Here is a 14,782-nt window from a genome sequence, read left to right as displayed (position 1 = left end):
ACGTTCACCGTCGGTGTCGGAGTCACGTTCACCGTCGGCGTCGGGGTTGGGATCGGGGTGTCCGGTGGGATCAGGACACCGTCGAGCACGTAGACCACAATGTTGTTCGTGATCTGGATCTGGGTCACAACAACGATGTTGTTGATGAGCAGCTGACCGTCGGTAAGCGAGACGTTGACATCCGTGCCCGCAACAGTCGGCAGGGAGATCTGGCCGTCGGTCGAATTCTCGCACAGCATCACGAGCTCTTCGATCGTGTAGTCTCCCAGGATGACGTGATACTCAAGTATGCTGTTTAAGAGCGTCGTGTTGTTCATGATCGTCGAAAGCGTCTCGTTGCCCAGCCCGTCGAACGCTTCGTTGGTCGGAGCGCATATCACGTAACTCCTGTTCGCCTCGAGCCTCTCGCCGAGAGTGGAGTTGTTTACCAATCCGACGAACGTCGTCAAGTTCTCCTGCCCTGAGAGCCCTGCAGCGATCTCTTCGGTGATGTTGACTTCCGGCGTCGGCGTCGGGGTCACGTTCACCGTTGGTGTCGGTGTCACGTTCACCGTTGGTGTCGGCGTCACGTTCACCGTTGGTGTCGGCGTCACATTGACCGTCGGCGTCGGCGTCACGTTCACAGGTGGTGCCCCGACCACGCTCACGTTCACCGCCAGCGTATACGAGGCATTCTCTATGGTGTGTGACGGAGGGCCATAGGAGTAGGTCAGGTTATCCCCGTCGGTCACGTTCGTCACCGCGGGCCCGGTCGTACCCTGCTCGCCGTTCACCCAGTAGGTCCAGTTGTTCGGCGTCTCATTCACAATCTCGTTCTCAATGTCGGTAATCGATAGAATGCTGAGGTTTCCCTCTTCCTGAGGCAGGTCTTCAGCAACCTGGTACTCGAATACACCGAGGATCGAGGCGGCGTCAAGTGCTCCAAGCACTGTTGTCTGCGGCACCTCGTACGTTTCGGTGCTGTTTACCGGTGTAATGTTCACAGTCTCATCAGGGTCCAGTTCGACAGGCCCCCCTCCAATCGAGATTGCCGTGCTTGCAGCAGAAATCGACAGGAGGAGAACGATGCACAAACCGAACAGTACAGGTCGTCTCATACATATCCCCCCTTGCAGGCCAAGGAATAATCGAGGTAATATAAATATATTGTGATAATAATTCTCGAATGCCTGCCGGGACAAATCCGGGCCGGGATCCGGGCATTTACTCCATCTCGTTCGCCATAAACATACACCCTCCCACCACAGGGAGCAGAACCGAACACTTCTTTAAAGGTGCCGGATTTTATCCTGTGCTCTCCAGCGGCCCGGCCGATCCCCCTCCGGCAGGAGGTTCCCGACGACCGGACGGAACGACCCGTTAATGCCTCCTGAATGTGCGATGCTTCCTAAAAATGAGGTTGGTTATGTCCGGAACGGCGTTCGACAGCCTTCCGAACGATACCAGGAGACTGGCAAGCACCGCTGCCGCCTTTCGCCCTGCCGCTTCATATCACTGTCCGATGCCCATCACATCGCGGTCTGGTTCCCGGCCATCGTCTCGGTCGGCATCACGGTTTCCATCGTGGTCATCGTCTCGGTCGGCATCCCGGTCTGGTTCTCAGCCGCCGTCAGGTTCACGCTTGCAGGCACCAGCACCTGGTCGATGATGTGGATCACACCGTTCGTCGTGTTGATGTCCGCCATGGTGACGGTGGCGTTCTCGACCATGACCTCGCCGTCGGTGACGCTGACATTCAGTTCCTCGCCGGTGACCGTCTGCAGGGTGCTCATGTTCCCGGTCTCGTTTCCGGTCTCGTTTCCGCCCCCGAGGAGCCCGCTGAAGATATCAAGAATTCCACCTTCAGACTCGTTCCCGGCCTGGTCCTGCTGCCCGGTCTGGTTCCCGGCCATACTGGTGAGGTTCTCCGCCGTGTACTCGCCCTCAACTACGTGGTACTGAAGGACCATGGTCAGGTTATCGGTCTCGTTCATGAGCTGGTTCACGGTATCATTCCCGAGAGCATCGAACGCATCATTGCTCGGAGCAAAGACCGTGTAGGGACCGCCCGAGTTCAGGGTGTCATAGAGCCCTGCCACGCTGATTGCTTCGGCCAGCATCGTCAGGTTCTCGTCCTGCTCAATGTAGGCGGCAATCGTCATGTTTGCTGTCTGATTATCCATCTGCCCGGTCTCGCCCATGGGCGTCGCCGTTACATTCCCGTCTCCCACCACTGCCGCAGTCACAGCAAACGGCATCGCCAGAAGGGCGAGAATGCATGCGCATAAGGTTATCCATCGTCTCATACTACCATCCCCCCTTGGGAGGGGGAAAGAATACGTATCGAATTATATAAATGTTGCCATAATTACTATGGCAATCCCGATGGAGGAACAGGCCACACCAGAGGATTTTTCAAGGCGCACAGGAGACCTCGAAGCCGGCTGCCCGGGAAGGCTCTCCGTCTTCCGCACCCCCGGACGATAAACAGGAGGCCCGGGAGGCCGGGAGCCTACAGCCGCACCAGCACGGCTTGAGGCCCGCCCGGTTGTTCAGCGGGCCCATCCCGACGCCGCGGTCCATGCCGTTCCCGACCACGATCCCCTCGACCCTCGCCGTCAGCTGCTGGATGAACTCGTCCGCAATCGCCTCGTAGACGTAGAGCCGTTTGACCGCCGTGCAGACCTGTCCACAGTTATAGAACCGTCCCCTGATGACCCCCTCGACCGCCTTTCCGATGTCGCCATCGTCACAGACGATCATGGGATCGCTCCCCCCGAGTTCCAGCGTGAGCCGCTTCAGGGCCGGGGCGGCGTCAAGGGCGACCTGTCTCCCGGTCCCGACCTCGCCGGTGAACGAGACCTTCCGAACGCCCGGGTTCCTCGCGATCTCCCGGCCGACCGTCTCCCCCGGCCCGGTGACGACGTTCAGGACACCGGGGGGAAGCCCTGCGTCCCCGAGGATCTCCGCGAGTTTCATGCAGGTCAGGGGGGCGGTCCGGGCCGGTTTTAAGACCACGGTATTCCCCGCCGTCAGGGCCGGGCCGATCTTCCAGCCCATGATGATCGCCGGCATGTTCCAGGGTATGATCGCGCCGCAGACCCCGAGCGGCCGTCTCCGGACCGTAACCCGGCCGTAGCCCCTGAGGTTCACGAACTCCCCCCGCTCCCCTGCCGAGAGGGCATGGTAGTACTCGAGAATGTTTGCAAACCCGTTGATCTCGTCGACAGCCTCCCGGATGGGTTTCCCCTGTTCGGCGGTCAGGAGCGCCGCAAGATCGGTGTTCCTGCGGCGCACCTCCTCCGCGGCGAAGAAGAGGACTTTCGCCCGGTCCCTCGGGTTTTTCGCGGCCCAGTCCGCGAACGCCTCCCCGGCGGCCTCGATGGCCGAACGGACATCATCCTCACCGCCGAGCGGCGCTTCCCCGACCACGTCCCCCGTCGCGGGGTTGTGCACCGAAAACATCTTCCCGGAGACCGAATCGCGCCACTCGCCGTTGATCAGCATCTTCATGGGTGAACCTATGACCGGGGATGGTAATATGCGCTCCGGGTCACCCACGGTACTCGCACCGGCACCTGCCGATAGGAACGGCCACCACCGCCGCCATCCCGGCCAGCAGGAGGAACGCGGTCAGAAAACCGAACTCCCCCGCGACCAGCCCGGCAAGGGCGGGGAGGACCGTAAACCCGGCGTAGGCTGCGGTGTTGAAGAGCCCGGTCATCACGCCCTGCTGAATCTTCGTCTCTGCAAGGAACGCAAGCACCGCGACGATGAACACCCCGGCAAGAGCCCCGATGACGGGGAAGGCATAAGGCGTAACGTAACCCGCCACGACCGCCCCCGCCATCAGGAGCGAGACGACACGGATGGTCGGGGCAGGACGGAGAGCGAGACGGGGGGTGACGAGCAGGGCAATAATGGTCGCGATGTTGATCGTCGCGAGCTGCAGGGCGAGCACCGACGGGTCGTTCCCGGTGTACTCAGGGTAGATGGCCGCCACCGCCCCGGTCATACCCACCAGGACGACCGCTGCGGCAAAGAGCCAGAAGTAGTTCCGGAAGATTCCGGGGAGGTTTGCTCTCGCGAAATCCCCGCGCTCGCTCTCCCTGATTACGAAACTCATTCCGACCGCAGGGACTGCAAGCACCGTAAAGAGCGCAATCCCCGCAAGATGACTATCGAGGGCCGCATCGAGCCAGCCTGTCGCGAGGAGCCCCACGACCAGACCGAGGTTCAGGGCCGCCATGACGTACCCGCTGAGCTGCCCGGCCGACGGTTGGGAGTTCGCCCACGCAAGCGCCGCCGAGAAAAAGAGCCCGGCCCCGATCCCCTCGACCACCCGGAAGAGGAGGAGCGGCAGGCCTGAAGGAAAGAGCAGGATGAGGACCCCGCTTGCGAAGGTCAGGAGAAGGCCGGCACGGATGAGCGGCACGCGGCCAATCCGGTCGCTCGCCACCCCCGCCGGCAGCACAGTAAAAAACGTCCCCAAAAAGTATGCGGCATAGACCATGCCCTGCAATGCCGCCCCCTCGGCAAAATCGGGAAGCACCGGGACGACGGCGTTTGATAACGCCATCACCACGAGTATCCCGAGGAGAATGGGGAATTTTTGCAGCATTCCTAGATCATGCGATAGGTCTCGAGGTTCAGGGGAGAATGCGTCTCGATACGGTGCCGCTTGTAGATGGAACTCGCAAGGTCGATGGTCTTGTTCTCGTCGCCATGGATGGTGAAGATCTTCTCCGGGCGCGGCTGAAGGTGGGCGACGTAGTTCATCAGCTGCTTGCGGTCCGAGTGGCCGGAGAACCCGTCGCTCGTCGCGATCTCGAGGTTGATCACGATCGTCTCGCGCCAGCCGAGCGGGATCTCGCGCCAGCCCTTCTGGATGCGCCGCCCGAGCGTTCCCTCCGCCTGGTAGCCGACGAAGATGAGCGAGTTGCGCTCGTCGGGGCCGAGAGCCTTGAGGTACTCCATCACCGGCCCGCCGTTCAGCATACCGCTCGTGGTGACGATGACGCAGGGATCGCCCGAGATCACCTTTTCGCGGAGGTCCGGCGAGTCCACCTGGACAAAGGCCTCGGAGAGGAAGGGGTTCAACCCCTCGCGGAAGATCTGGTTCCGCAGATCGCTGTTGAGGTACTCCGGATAGGTCGTGTGGATCGCCGTCGCTTCCTTGATCATGCCGTCGAGGTAGATCTTCACCGGCGGTATCTTCTGCCGCCGGATACCCTCCTCGAGGGCGAGCATGACCTCCTGCGACCGCCCGACGGCGAACGCGGGGATGATCACCTTGCCGCCGCGCTTGATCGTCGTCGAGACCGTCTCGTAGAGTTTATCCTCCGCATCCTTCCTCTGGGGCTGGAAATCGTTCGACCCGCCATAAGTGCTCTCCATGAATAGCGCTTCAAGCCGCGGGAAGGACGATACCGCCGGGGAGAACAGCCGTGATTTCTGGTAGTTGAAGTCGCCGGTGAACGCGATGTTGTAGAGCCCCTCCCCGATATGGAAGTGCGCGATGGCCGATCCGAGGATATGCCCCGCGTTATGGAAGGTGAGCTTGACGTCGGGGGTGATATCGGTCACGCTGCCGTAGTTGAGGGTGATGGAGTGCTTCATGTAATTCCGCACCTCGTTCGAGGTATAGGGGATCCTGTCCGTCTCCTTCCGAACAACGTCCAGATAGTCGAGCTGGAGCATCGTCGAGAGGTCCCTCGTCGGCGGCGTCGAGTAGACCGGCCCCTCGTAGCCGTACTTGTAAAGGAGGGGGACGAGAGCGCAGTGGTCGAGGTGCGCGTGGGTGAGCACGACCGCGTCGAGCGTGGTGAGCGGGTAGATCTCGGGCACGTAGAGGTACGGCGTTCCGTTCGCGGTGCTGCCCGGCTTCTCGCCGCAGTCCACCAGGATCTTGCTCTCCGGCGTCGATATCAGGAACGCGGCACGGCCGACCTCGCGGCAGCACCCGAGCGTGGTGACCCGCAGCCACTGGTCTTTGCTCGTGACCTCACGATGGATGCGGCGGCCGATCGCACGGAGAAATGCCTTCCGCTCGTCCTTCACCGACCGGAGGTAGGTTCGGATCTGCTTCACCGTCGAGCTCTCGATGGGCGGCGTCCGGACCACCTTCGGCGTCCAGCCGATCTGTTTCGTAATCTCCCGGAGTGTCACGCCGTTCTTGCCGATGACCACGCCGGGCTTCTCCGCTTCAATCAGGACCTCTCCGGTCTCAGGGTCGAAAAAGAGGTCGGTGATCCCCGCGTTCTCCGGCACGACGGCCCTGATCTCCCGGGCCGCCCGTTCCGGGTCCTCAAGTATATTCGGGCGCACGACGATTCGCTTCCGAAGATCGCGTGCCAGTATCTTTATCAGGTCTGCCTGGTCGGCAAATTGTTTCGGATCGTCGGTGTAGATGACGAGCTCAGGACCTTCAAACTCGACGTCCGAGATCGTAATCCCGCTGGGAACAATCTTGTTGATCTGCTCCTTAAGCTCCTGGAGTTTCTCTTCAATCACCATTAAAATCGTCCTAAAAAATGTCAGGTTGTCGGGCGGGCCTCTGACGGCCTCTGCAACCCGCTTTCTATGTGCTCTTCGTATTTGTCCTTCGTGATCACGACCACCATGATATCCTCGCCGGACGCGGAGTCACGGCGCATCGCCGATTTGACGGCCCGGACAGCGAGGTCCTTTGCCTCGGCCTCCTTCATGTCGGGTCGGTACTGGTCTTCGAGCACACCGTAGGCGAAGGGGGACCCCGAGCCGGTGGCGACGATCTCCTCTTCCCTGGTCGCACCGCCCATAGCGTCGACGGAGTAGATGCTCGGCCCCTCCTCATCGAACCCGCCCATCAGGAGCTGGACGTAGTAGGGGTAGTAACGGTTCTGGTTTAAGTAGTTCGAGAGCAGGGTCGATGCAGCACCCACAGACATGGTCTTGCCGCGCCGCATCTCAAAGAGGTTGCACTCGACCTGCAGGATCCGGACCAGCTGCTGTGCGTCGCCGACGCCGCCGGCGGTGGTCAGGCCGATCCTCGGCGTGATCTGGTAGATCTTCTTGGCACGCTTGCTCGCGATCATGTTCCCCATCGTCGCTCGCATCTCTGTTGCAAGGACCACGCCGCCGTCGAAGATCAGTCCTACTGTGGTTGTACCTTTCATAATCTCTTGGGAAGTATCAAGCATTGAAGCACCCCTAAAACCATTAAAACGCTTTATCTCGCTCAAAAGCGGTTAAGCGTATAGCGATATCATAAAACATAAATTTATCGTCGTACCGCCTTTGCGGCACGACAATGATAGGCACCTGTATATTATATGAATGTTGCCCCTTAATTCTTTCGCAGGCCCTGCTGGTCAGGCAGCAGAACTTTGATCAGCTCCCGATCGAAGAGCATGGCGACAAGCCGCTTGTTCCCGTTGACCACCGGGAGCTGATCGACCCGGGCCCGCCGCATCTTCAGTGCACACTCGCCGACCTCGGCGTTCAGGGGAACGGCAAGGACATTCTTGACCATCGCGTTCTTCACGGGGATCGGGAGGAGCTGGATCTTGGAGATTCCGTAACTGATGGTGTGCATATCCCGGATGCTCTCCCAGGTCCACTCATCGTCGTCGGTTCCGTTCGAGAAGTCGCTGACCTCGACGCCGTCCTCGATGCGGGAATGCCTGATGAGGTCCCGCTCCGATATGATACCGGTGAGCGTGCCGTCCTCCATCAGGATGGGGATGGCGTCGTAACCCGAGATCTCGAGGATACGCCCGACGAGCGAGAGGGGTGTATCCTCCCAGAGAGCGTAGGTCTTGCTGACGTAGTTGTCCTTGATCGGGAGGGTTAGACGCATCTGGGCGATGGCGCCGATGAGGTCGGCCACGCTGATGATCCCGATCATCGACCCGCCCTCCATGACGGGAAGCCTCCTGATGTTGTGGCGCACCATCAGCTGCGCCGCCTCCGAGAGGGGGGCATCCGGCCTGATGACGACCGGGTCGGGCGTCATCAGGAGCCCGAGCTGGGTCTCGTCCGCTTTGCGGAGGAGGTCTTTGCGGGTGATAATGCCGACGAGTTCGCCGTCCTTCAAGACCGGCACGCCGCTTATACCAGTACGTTTCAGGATACGCAGGACGTCGTCCCTATTTCCGGGGATCTCGACACAGACGACGTCGGTCACCATAAAGTTCCGGACGAGCATCTGCTGGGGAGAGGTTATGATCTCACCACCGTTGTCGTAACGGGACTGTTTTGCACCACGTAATCGGTCACACTCCCGAGCAGGAGGCGGTCGACGCCGCTCTTACCGTAGGACCCGAGGATGACGAGATCGGCCCCCAGTTCTTCGGCGAGGGAGACGATCTGGGATCCCGCGTGCCCCTGCCGGAGATGCGTGGTAAGATGGATGCCCGCCGCATCTGCTTTTTTACGAGCCGCTTCAAGAATTTCCTCGCCTTCCTTCTGCAAAACACTGTAGATTATTTCGAGTGTGTTGTCCATGGGAAGGGATGAAAAGAGCCCGGACTCAACCACATATACAACATGAACTTCGGCATTCCAGACGCCGGCCTCACCGAGAGCCTCTTCGAAAGCCCGGTTGGCCGGTTCGGAGCCATCTATGGCAACAAGTATCTTACGGAACATACACACCACGCAGAACAGATACTTCTTATCTGGTATCTATTGCATGGTTAAAACTGTTTGGCAAATAGATGAAGAATCCAGCCGTTTTACTACTGTTGACCGGATGTCTTTGCTGAAGGAGAGATTGCTTTTCGACGGGTTTACGACCAGGAAATGCGCTTCCTGCCCCTCCTGCAGGTATCCTGACCGTCCCGCCATCCGGGCGCCGGAGATCGCGGCACGGAGGATCTCGTCGGGGGGCACGCGATAGACGGTCGCGGTAAAAGCCATCTCCCGGAGCATGTCGGGCTGGACAAACATGACGTTGTCCGTCCCAAAATAGAGCCTCCCGCCGAGTTCGAGTATGCGCGCTATCGGCGGGTGGGCCGACGATGACGTGACCCCGAGCAGCCAGTTCGACCTCGGGCAGACGGCGACGGGAATAGCCATATCGACGATCCGCCGGAGCTGCGCGTCCGTCGCGTGAGTGCAGTGGACGAGCAGATCGGGCTCGAACGCGAGCGCTTCGTCGATGTCGTCCGGGTTCTTCTCTCCGGCGTGGAAGGCGACGAGCCTGCCTGCAGCCCGTGCATTCCTGACAATCTCTTCGGCGTTCGCCACGTCGTGGACGCTGCTGATGCCCGCCCCGTCGCTCACTTCTTCGCCGCCTTCACGGCCGAGGATGACCGGGCGGCAGTCGAGCCGGGCCGCCGCCTCGCGGAGCGCCGCGACCCCGTCGGCACCTCCTTCCCTGAAGTCGGCAAACCCGGTCGTCCCGGTCGCGAGCATCGCGACGATGCTCGAGCGCATCGCCCGGACGAGTTCGGCCCGCGGGGTTGCCGCGAGAATTCTGTGTTTTAAGCCGTTCGGAGGTTTGACGAGGTCCACGAGGCTGCCCCGGGCGGGGAGGTCCATCGCGACGGTGTCGCCGAGATGCGTGTGGGCGTTGAAGAAGGCGGGGACGATCCACCGGTCCGGCGTCCGGGAAGCGGGCTCTATCGAGGAGACGATCCCCCCCGAGACGGTGATGGTGACGTCTTCTTCCCTGAGGTCTTCGCCGAGGAGTGTGCGGCCGGTGACGACGTATGGTGTGGCTTCCTGCATCTCTGGACCTCTGTTTTATATATTGCAAGGGAGAATATTTCAGTATGGCGAAGAAATCTGGCGGAAGACTGGTATCCTCTGCCGGCCTGGTCAATTATTACGACAGTGACGATCGCCGGGCCATCCATATCAGCCCGATAACCGTTATCGTAGTAACCATCGTGACCGGAGTGGCAGTCTTTGTTCTCAATGCTCTCTTCTAATCCTTTTTGTTCTTCTTCAGCGAAGCCCTGATGATATCTTCTTCCGGCTTGAAATAGACGGAATCGTGCCCGTTCCAGGTCCGACAGTTCCGAAAGACCACCGCGGGCACGCCCTGGTGGCTCTCGCCCATGACAAAGTTCGCGAAGGCCGCGATCTCGTCGACGACCGCTTCTTCGGTGATCTCGAGGACGTGGCCGAATAGGTCGGTGTCGCCCCGGTAATCGTCGATCGCCGTCATTCCCGCCCAGCCGATGGCGATACCGGTCTGGCCGCGCCGGAACGCCCGACCGCAGGTGTCGGTGACGATCACCCGGACGTCCTTTCCGGTGATGCGGCGGATCGCGCTCCGGAGGTCTTCGGCGGCCTCCATAGGGTCGGGCGGGAGGATGATCAGCCGGCCGTCTTCGACGTTGCTGTGGTCGACGCCTGCCCGGACGCCGATGTGGCCGAAAGGCAGTTCCGAGAGGATGAACGGGTGCTCGAGCAGGACGTCGGTGGACGAGTCCAGCACCGCCTGCACGAAGCGCGGGTCTTCCTTCGTCTTCGCTGCAATCCGCACGGCGTCGGCGCCGGGGACGATGGCGGCGAGGTCCCGGGTGAAGCCCTTTGCCTTCGAGTAGACCGACGATGCGACGGCGAGGATGTCCCCGTCTTCGAACGCGATCCGGTCGCAGATCAGGGCGGGCAGGTCGTCACCCTGCTGTATCAGGGGGAGGCCCAAAACACCGATTACCTGGATATCCATGGAGCTCACGGATCAGTGGTCGTCTCCGATTGCAGAAAAATGCTCGGGTTTTTGTCGAGAGGGCTCCGCTGGATTGCGGGGATAATTCTGGTTCCGGCCAGGCGTGGCGGACGGGGAGACCGGAGCATGAGCGGCGTCAGGTGTGGGTTGTGACGGGCCATAGGGCCGGAGCAGGAGCACCAAAGGTGCGGGTTGTGACGGACGACGGGATGGCAGGGGTTCGAGAAGGCCGGAGGTCTTCGCTGTGCGACAGACTAAACAACCGAAGCGAGGAACAAGTTCGGTGCGGTGGACCGTGGGAGTGTCGCCATTGGGGGAACGACTGTCCGCAGGACAGGAGTTCGAGAAACCCGAAGGGTTTCGCTGTGGGGCTGACGGGGAGTGCGATGCTCCGAAGGAGCAGAGCTTGAGCACCGGAGGTGCGAGTGCGACGTTCCGCAGGAACGGAGCTCGACCACCGTCAGGTGGGGAGTGCGAGCGTAGCGAGCTTGAGCACCGTTAGGTGCGAGGTGCGAACGGAGTGAGCATGAGAAACTCGAAGAGTTTCGAGGGGGAGTATTCCCCCCTCCCCTGTCCCTACCTGTAAGCGGACCTACAAGCCCCACCCCACCCGGCCTTCGGCCTCCTCCTTCGCACCTGACGGTGCTCATGCTCTGGCCCTATAGTCCATCGCACCCCGCCCCAAGGGGCGGGGGCAGTGCGTGGCGATATCCCCTCGAAAGCCGTGCATGGGAGGGCGACTGAAGTCGTAACGAGTTTGAGCACCACCAGATGCGCAGGCAGAGGAGACCCGCCCCCCCCACCGCAACCACAGCTCACCCGCACGACAACCCCACATCCTCCCTCAACCGGAACTCCGGCTCGAACGAGCCTATCAGGTCGAGGTACTGCTCGACGGTGCGGGTAAAAAGGAAATGCTCACGCACCCTCTCGTGCGCCGCGCGCCCGAGCCGTCGCGCAAGATCGGGGTCTCGAAGCAACTGCACGATCCTCTCCGCCGCCTCGTCGACGGAGGAGACCAGGAACCCGGTCTCCCCGTCCCGGATCTGGTGGCGGATACCGCCGACGTTCCCGCCTATCACCGCTGCGCCCTTCCACATCGCCTCCGATACCGTCAGCCCGAACCCCTCCCGGATGGACTTCTGCAGGACGACCGCCGCCCGCCGCTGGAGCGCGTTCACCAGCGCTCCGTCCTGGACGCTGAGCACGATGACCCGCTCGTTCCGGTGTGAGAGGAGCGACCGGTAGACCTCCGCACCCTCCGGGTCGTCGGTCGCGACGTTCCCGACGAGGACCAGGGTACACTCCTCCTGCTTCCTCGCCTTCTCAAACGCCCGGATGACGCCCTCCGGGTCCTTCCAGTGGTCGAACCGGGAGATCTGCACGACCAGGGGGAGGTCGGTCGGGATGTTGTAGTGCTCGAGGCGTTCGTCGACGGCGCTCTCGGAGAGTTCTTTGTTCACGATGGAGAAGGGATCGATCCCGGGCGTGAAGAAGACCTGCGGTTTCGCGAGATCCCGGCGGTACTCGCCGCAGGAGAGGACGACGGCGTCGTACTTCTCGATGAACGGGACGAGATAGTTCCAGACCTTCCGGTTCGGTGCGGTGAGGTCGAGGTGGCAGCGCCATACCCAGGGGCTCTTCTTCCGGTAATGGGTGATCAGCGGGAGCGGCTGCGGATCGTGGATGAAGACCATATCGTGATCGAGATGGTTCCGTATCGCGTTCTCGTGAATGACATCTTCATAAAGCTCCTTTTTGCGGCCGGTCAGGTTGATCCCCGCCCCCTGGAGGGCGTTATGGAACTTTTTCGTCACGCTGAAGAAGTCCGGCGGGCCGTGGACGACACGCCATCCGGTCTGTATGCCGAGGCTGTTCATCAGGAGCGTCAGGGATGCCAGGATCTGGGAGACCCCGCCGCCGTAGTAGGTTGAGTTCATGTGCATGACGTGCATGTCACGGAGCGGCCGCGCCTTCGCCTTAATGCGGCGTACCGCCTCTTTTCCAATATACCGTTCATAGTCCCCGATTGTGTGGATTGCGCTCATCCTGATCACTCCTGCATTCTCGCGATCGTTCTTATGCGTAACGGCAGGTCCCCTTTCCAGCCCGCACCGCCGGACGGCCCTGTCCCGTGCCGTGCATAACCGTTATATAGGTACCCCGGCACCCATCAGCGAAGAGGGGAAGAAGCATGGGAGAGTCATCGGAACGCGATCACGGCCTGCCGGGAACGGCCGAATCGTACTGGATAGCCACTTCGCCGGAGACGGGGTTCCCGCCTCTCGACGGGGACGGGCGCGTGGACGTCACGGTTATCGGCGGCGGGATAGCGGGGATCACCACGGCCTTTCTGCTGAAGAAGGCGGGGCTGACCGTCGCCCTCATCGACGCCGGCCGGATCGCCACGGGCGCCACGGGCGCCACGGGCTATACGACGGCGAAGATCGCCTCGCTCCACCGGCTGATCTACGCGGAACTCATCGACCGGCTCGGCGAAGAGAAGACCCGGCAGTACGCCGAAGCGAACCAGGCGGGGATCGAGATGGTAGCGTCCAACGTCTTGGAGTACGACATCCCGTGCAGTTTCGAGCGGAAGTCCGCCTACACCTACGCGGAGTCGGAGGAGGGCCGCAGCCTCGTGGCGGCCGAGGCGGACGCGGCACGGGGCCTCGGCCTTCCGGCGGCGTTCACGGAGGATGTCCCGCTGCCGGGGAGGACCTACGGTGCGGTGGTCGTCGAGAACCAGGCACAGTTCCACCCGAGGAGTTATCTCCTGCTGCTCGCCGGGCACCTCCCGGGAGAGGGGAGCTACGTCTTTGAGACGACGAGGGCCCTCGATATCGAGGAGCAGGCGGGCGGCGTCGCGGTGAAGACCGACCGGGGCACGCTCTCCTCCGACTACGCGGTCCTCGCCACGCACTACCCCATCTACGACCGTTCCGGGGCCTACTTTGCCCGGATGCAGCCGTCGCGGTCCTACGCGCTCGGCGTCCGGATTGAAGAGCCGTTCCCGGACGGGATCTTCATCAACGCCGCGGGACCGGTCCACTCCTGGCGGTCGCAGCCGGCCGGCGACGGCGAACTCGTCATCGTCACCGGTGCGGCGCACGGCACCGGGCAGGCAGCCGACACCCGGGCGCACTACAGGAGCCTCGAAGAATACGCCCGGTCGGTCTACCCGGCGAGATCCGTCGACTCCCACTGGTCCGCGCAGGACTACATCACGGCCGACCGCGTCCCCTACATCGGCCGCCTTGCCGCCGGCCACGACCGCGTCTTTGTCGCGACGGGATTCGGGAAGTGGGGGATGGCCGCCGGCACGGCGGCGGGGATGATCTTAACAGACCTGATCCGGGGCCGCACGAACCCCTGGGCGGAGGTCTTCGACCCTTCGCGGTTTCGGGAGCAGCCGGAATTTCCCGACCGGGTGCGAAAGCAACTCGAGGCGGCCGGGGGGAGGATCGAGGTCGAGGCCGCATGGTTCGACCGGGAAATCAAGGCGATACCGCCCGGGGAGGGGAAGGTCGTCGAGCTTGACGGGCAGAAAGTCGCGATCGTTCGGGACGGAAGCGGCGAAGTCACCACGCTTGATGCGACCTGCATGCACATGGGCTGCACCGTCGCCTGGAACAACGCAGAGAAGTCCTGGGACTGCCCCTGCCACGGTTCGCGCTACGATGCCGACGGAAAGGTGATCGGGAGCCCCACGGTGAGGGACCTGAAAGAGAAGGAGATCGTGAGAAGGTAGGGGGAGGGAAAGCGGGTTCCATATCTATATATGCCCCCGGCATAATGGTGACCGCCCGCACCCGCCGGGACTGCGGGCGGGGCGGGCAGAAGGAGGCTTAACGTATGGAGCATGGACCGGGTGCTTATGGCCTGCCGGGCAGGCACGAGTCGTTCTGGATTGAGACAACCCCCGAGACGTCGTATCCCTCCCTGCCGGGGAACCTGGAGACCGACGTGGCGGTCGTGGGCGGCGGGATTACCGGGATCACCACCGCCGTCCTGCTCAAGCAGGCCGGTTATGCGGTTGCCGTGATCGAGGGCGACAGGATCTGCCGGGGGGTGACCGGCCACACGACGGCGAAGATTACCTCGCTCCACCGGCTGATCTACGCGGAACTCATCGACCGG

General features: G+C 62.0%; 14 protein-coding genes. 3 read left to right on the top strand and 11 right to left on the bottom strand.

The genetic code is table 11. The features are described from left to right. From BRA62_RS04060 to BRA62_RS04020, 9 genes are all read right to left on the bottom strand, one after another. Positions 1 to 1,097, bottom strand: a 1,097-nt coding sequence (locus BRA62_RS04060) for a fasciclin domain-containing protein (protein ID WP_292365024.1), incomplete at its 3' end; no start/stop codon positions are given. Positions 1,098 to 1,508: 411 nt separating this feature from the next. Continuing rightward, on the bottom strand, positions 1,509 to 2,237 hold the full coding sequence (locus BRA62_RS04055) for a fasciclin domain-containing protein (RefSeq protein WP_292365023.1): 729 nt from the start codon (positions 2,235 to 2,237) through the stop codon (positions 1,509 to 1,511). 157 nt (positions 2,238 to 2,394) lie between these two features. Further along, complete coding sequence (locus tag BRA62_RS04050) at positions 2,395 to 3,492, bottom strand: aldehyde dehydrogenase family protein (RefSeq protein ID WP_292365022.1); 1,098 nt, start codon at positions 3,490 to 3,492, stop codon at positions 2,395 to 2,397. 40 nt (positions 3,493 to 3,532) lie between these two features. After that, positions 3,533 to 4,600, bottom strand: a complete 1,068-nt coding sequence (locus tag BRA62_RS04045) for an MFS transporter (RefSeq protein WP_292365021.1) — start codon at positions 4,598 to 4,600, stop codon at positions 3,533 to 3,535. A 2-nt stretch (positions 4,601 to 4,602) separates the two neighbouring features. Beyond that, positions 4,603 to 6,495, bottom strand: coding sequence for a beta-CASP ribonuclease aCPSF1 (locus BRA62_RS04040; RefSeq protein WP_292365020.1), 1,893 nt, complete (start codon positions 6,493 to 6,495; stop codon positions 4,603 to 4,605). Between the two features lie 20 nt (positions 6,496 to 6,515). Continuing rightward, entirely contained in the window at positions 6,516 to 7,160 is a 645-nt protein-coding gene (psmB, locus tag BRA62_RS04035; protein WP_292365019.1) for an archaeal proteasome endopeptidase complex subunit beta, read from the bottom strand. A 146-nt stretch (positions 7,161 to 7,306) separates the two neighbouring features. After that, entirely contained in the window at positions 7,307 to 8,167 is an 861-nt protein-coding gene (locus BRA62_RS04030; RefSeq protein ID WP_292365018.1) for a CBS domain-containing protein, read from the bottom strand. Positions 8,168 to 8,181: 14 nt separating this feature from the next. Then, positions 8,182 to 8,610, bottom strand: a complete 429-nt coding sequence (locus BRA62_RS04025; RefSeq protein WP_292365017.1) for a universal stress protein — start codon at positions 8,608 to 8,610, stop codon at positions 8,182 to 8,184. Between the two features lie 36 nt (positions 8,611 to 8,646). Next, positions 8,647 to 9,693, bottom strand: a complete 1,047-nt coding sequence (locus BRA62_RS04020; protein ID WP_292365016.1) for an amidohydrolase family protein — start codon at positions 9,691 to 9,693, stop codon at positions 8,647 to 8,649. Positions 9,694 to 9,737: 44 nt separating this feature from the next. On the opposite strand from BRA62_RS04020, the gene BRA62_RS04015 reads away from it, so the two are divergent. Continuing rightward, positions 9,738 to 9,896, top strand: a complete 159-nt coding sequence (locus BRA62_RS04015; protein WP_292365014.1) for a preprotein translocase subunit Sec61beta — start codon at positions 9,738 to 9,740, stop codon at positions 9,894 to 9,896. On the opposite strand, the gene BRA62_RS04010 is transcribed toward BRA62_RS04015, so the two are convergent. Together BRA62_RS04010 and BRA62_RS04005 are read right to left on the bottom strand one after the other, a co-directional pair. Next, positions 9,893 to 10,642 carry a coenzyme F420-0:L-glutamate ligase gene (locus BRA62_RS04010; protein WP_292365025.1) on the bottom strand — a complete coding sequence of 250 codons (750 nt, stop codon included), beginning with the start codon at positions 10,640 to 10,642 and terminating at the stop codon, positions 9,893 to 9,895. The two genes, BRA62_RS04015 and BRA62_RS04010, sit on opposite strands and share 4 nt — an antisense overlap. Positions 10,643 to 11,457: 815 nt before the next feature. After that, complete coding sequence (locus BRA62_RS04005; protein WP_292365013.1) at positions 11,458 to 12,690, bottom strand: glycosyltransferase; 1,233 nt, start codon at positions 12,688 to 12,690, stop codon at positions 11,458 to 11,460. Between the two features lie 146 nt (positions 12,691 to 12,836). On the opposite strand from BRA62_RS04005, the gene BRA62_RS04000 reads away from it, so the two are divergent. Beyond that, on the top strand, positions 12,837 to 14,393 hold the full coding sequence (locus BRA62_RS04000) for an FAD-dependent oxidoreductase (RefSeq protein WP_292365012.1): 1,557 nt from the start codon (positions 12,837 to 12,839) through the stop codon (positions 14,391 to 14,393). Between the two features lie 104 nt (positions 14,394 to 14,497). Further along, a partial coding sequence (locus BRA62_RS03995) for an FAD-dependent oxidoreductase (protein WP_292365010.1) occupies positions 14,498 to 14,782 on the top strand: 285 nt, incomplete at its 3' end.

Origin of the sequence: Methanoculleus sp. UBA208 (assembly GCF_002498065.1) — an archaeon.
GTDB lineage: Archaea > Halobacteriota > Methanomicrobia > Methanomicrobiales > Methanoculleaceae > Methanoculleus.
The sequence above is the reverse complement of the archived record's forward strand: the minus strand, read 5'-3'. Positions and strand labels throughout refer to the sequence as shown.

Bases quoted from the DNA above. Each gene is read 5' to 3' on its own strand.
- BRA62_RS04020 (WP_292365016.1), bottom strand. From the start codon at position 9,693: ATGCAGGAAGCCACACCATACGTCGTCACCGGCCGCACACTCCTCGGC.
- BRA62_RS04045 (WP_292365021.1), bottom strand. From the start codon at position 4,600: ATGCTGCAAAAATTCCCCATTCTCCTCGGGATACTCGTGGTGATGGCG.
- BRA62_RS04015 (WP_292365014.1), top strand. From the start codon at position 9,738: ATGGCGAAGAAATCTGGCGGAAGACTGGTATCCTCTGCCGGCCTGGTC.
- BRA62_RS04005 (WP_292365013.1), bottom strand. From the start codon at position 12,690: ATGAGCGCAATCCACACAATCGGGGACTATGAACGGTATATTGGAAAA.
- psmB (WP_292365019.1), bottom strand. From the start codon at position 7,160: ATGCTTGATACTTCCCAAGAGATTATGAAAGGTACAACCACAGTAGGA.
- BRA62_RS04055 (WP_292365023.1), bottom strand. From the start codon at position 2,237: ATGCCGTTTGCTGTGACTGCGGCAGTGGTGGGAGACGGGAATGTAACG.
- BRA62_RS04010 (WP_292365025.1), bottom strand. From the start codon at position 10,642: ATGGATATCCAGGTAATCGGTGTTTTGGGCCTCCCCCTGATACAGCAG.
- BRA62_RS04025 (WP_292365017.1), bottom strand. From the start codon at position 8,610: ATGTTCCGTAAGATACTTGTTGCCATAGATGGCTCCGAACCGGCCAAC.
- BRA62_RS04040 (WP_292365020.1), bottom strand. From the start codon at position 6,495: ATGGTGATTGAAGAGAAACTCCAGGAGCTTAAGGAGCAGATCAACAAG.
- BRA62_RS04030 (WP_292365018.1), bottom strand. From the start codon at position 8,167: ATGCTCGTCCGGAACTTTATGGTGACCGACGTCGTCTGTGTCGAGATC.
- BRA62_RS04050 (WP_292365022.1), bottom strand. From the start codon at position 3,492: ATGAAGATGCTGATCAACGGCGAGTGGCGCGATTCGGTCTCCGGGAAG.
- BRA62_RS04000 (WP_292365012.1), top strand. From the start codon at position 12,837: ATGGGAGAGTCATCGGAACGCGATCACGGCCTGCCGGGAACGGCCGAA.